Consider the following 2,002-nt stretch of genomic DNA (forward strand, 5'->3'; position numbering starts at 1 on the left):
GCCTCGCTATTCCGAGGAACGCCGCCAGGTGGTTGTGGCCAAGCTGCTGCCACCACACCACCTCAGCCCCAAAGAGGTGGCCGAGCAGGAAAGCATCTCACTGGGCACCGTCTACACGTGGCGTAAGGAGGCCCGCGCCGACGGGCGCCTCGAGCCTGTCGATCATGGCCATCAGCGCCGAGACCTGACTGCCTTGGCGGGAGTCATGTAGAGGGTTGGCCAGGCTGGCTTCCGCCTGGGGGTAGAGCACCACGCGATGGTTGGCGCCTGCCCAGGCATTCAGCCCGTTGTGGCGCATGAAGGTCTCGCCGAGTGTCTCGCTGGCCATGCCACAGCCGTGCAGGGCGATGGTCAGGTCGCAGCCACCCATTTCACATCCCTCCGGTACGAACAGGTAGCCGCTGTCGGCGAATCCCTTGGTATCGAATGCCGACTGGTCGAATCGCGTCAGGGTGCCCGCAAGCTTCGCGTCGGGCTCCGGAGGGGTGAGGTCGCCATGCAACCAGGTCAAGGCCTCGCCGGCGATATCCGGGTCGCAGGCCAGCAGGTAAGCGCTGTTCCCCGATTGACAGTCGTCCTCCTCGCTCGGGGCCACACGTGGCTTGGCGTCGATAGGCCAGCCATGGCCGGCACCATCGGTCTCGAGATAGCGTAACTGTGCCTCGGGATCTGCCAGCCATCCCGAGAGCTGTTCCGCCAGGGCCCTGCCCAGCGAGGGGGCAATGATATCGTCTTCGCCGCCTTGCCAGACGAAGGCCCTCAATGACGCCAGTGACTCGAGGCTGCCCACCAGATCCCGTTCCAGATAGTCCCGATGGCGCGCTTCCAGGGCGGCCATGTCGGGAGGCCCCAGCCGGGTATACATGCATTGGCCCAGTGCCAGGCCCAGAGTGCCCTGAGCGCAGCCCCAGGGGCCGGCGGCGAGAACGCCGAGACCCTCGAAGCGGCTCGGCCAGGCAACGGCCAGTTGGGTTGCCATGTAGCCCCCCGACGAGACTCCGACCACGCTGGTCGACTCGGAATTCAGACCAAGACGCGGAAGCTCGGCGGGTGGCGTCTGAGCGGCCACGGGGCAGGCCGTCAATCCCAGGAGAAGGCCGACCGTCAATGGTGAGGCGGGGATCTTCATGGGCAGCAGATCATTCGTCGTCGATACCGAGCAGTTCGACCGTGAAGATCAGTGTCTCGTGAGGCCCGATGGGCCCCTGACCCTGGTCGCCATAGGCCAGATCGGAGGGAATCACGATCTCCCAGGTATCGCCCACGCTCATCAACTGAAGGGCTTCCTGCCAGCCCTGGATCACCTGGCCGACCTGGAATCTCACCGGCTCGCCACGCTCGTAGGAACTGTCGAACACGGTGCCGTCGATCAACTTGCCCTCGTAATGCACCTCGACGGTATCATCGGCTCCCGGGGTGTCGCCGTCACCGCTTTCCAGCTCTCGATGCTGCAGACCCGAGTCGGTGATAGTCACACCTTCCTGCTCGGCGTTCTCCGCCAGGTAGGCCTCGCCCTCGGCGCGATTGGCCTCTGCTTGCTGAGCGGTCTCGGCTTCGCGGGCGGCCATGGCCTCCTGCTGGAAGGCCATCAGCGCCTCGGCCATTTCCTCGTCGCTCATCGCCAGTTCACCGCCTGCGAAGACATCGCTGATGGCCTGGGTGAAGGCATCGACATCGAGGTCGGTGACATCCTGCTGGATGCTCTGTCCGAGTGTCACGCCGAGGCTGTAGCCCAGGCGCTCATCTTCGGTTTCCGGGGCGGCCAGTGCCATGGAGGCGGCGCCCAGCAGGGCGACCAGGGAAGCGGAGGTCAGCAGTGTCTTCATGAACAAGCCTTTTGGTTGGGCGCCTTGGCGCCTTGGTTTGATGGATAAGGGTGGATCGAGTCCGTGTGACCCTAACAGGGCCGGGTCGGTTCCGCATCCGTCCGATGGCCCCGTCAACGGGCGCGTGGCTGCTTGACATGGCGGGAACTTTGCGCTTCTCTGGAGTCACATCAACA

2 protein-coding genes are annotated in these 2,002 nt (G+C 64.8%); both read right to left on the bottom strand.

Features of this window, described 5'->3' with window-relative positions; genetic code table 11:
- Nucleotides 1-97: 97 nt before the first annotated feature.
- On the bottom strand, nucleotides 98-1,129 hold the full coding sequence (locus ACESMD_RS07770) for a poly(3-hydroxybutyrate) depolymerase (RefSeq protein ID WP_372611928.1): 1,032 nt from the start codon (nucleotides 1,127-1,129) through the stop codon (nucleotides 98-100).
- A 10-nt stretch (nucleotides 1,130-1,139) separates the two neighbouring features.
- Entirely contained in the window at nucleotides 1,140-1,826 is a 687-nt protein-coding gene (locus tag ACESMD_RS07775; RefSeq protein WP_372611930.1) for an FKBP-type peptidyl-prolyl cis-trans isomerase, read from the bottom strand.
- Between the last annotated feature and the right edge of the window lie 176 nt (nucleotides 1,827-2,002).

The sequence above is a fragment of the Halomonas sp. genome, from assembly GCF_041689495.1.
Taxonomy (GTDB): domain Bacteria; phylum Pseudomonadota; class Gammaproteobacteria; order Pseudomonadales; family Halomonadaceae; genus Halomonas.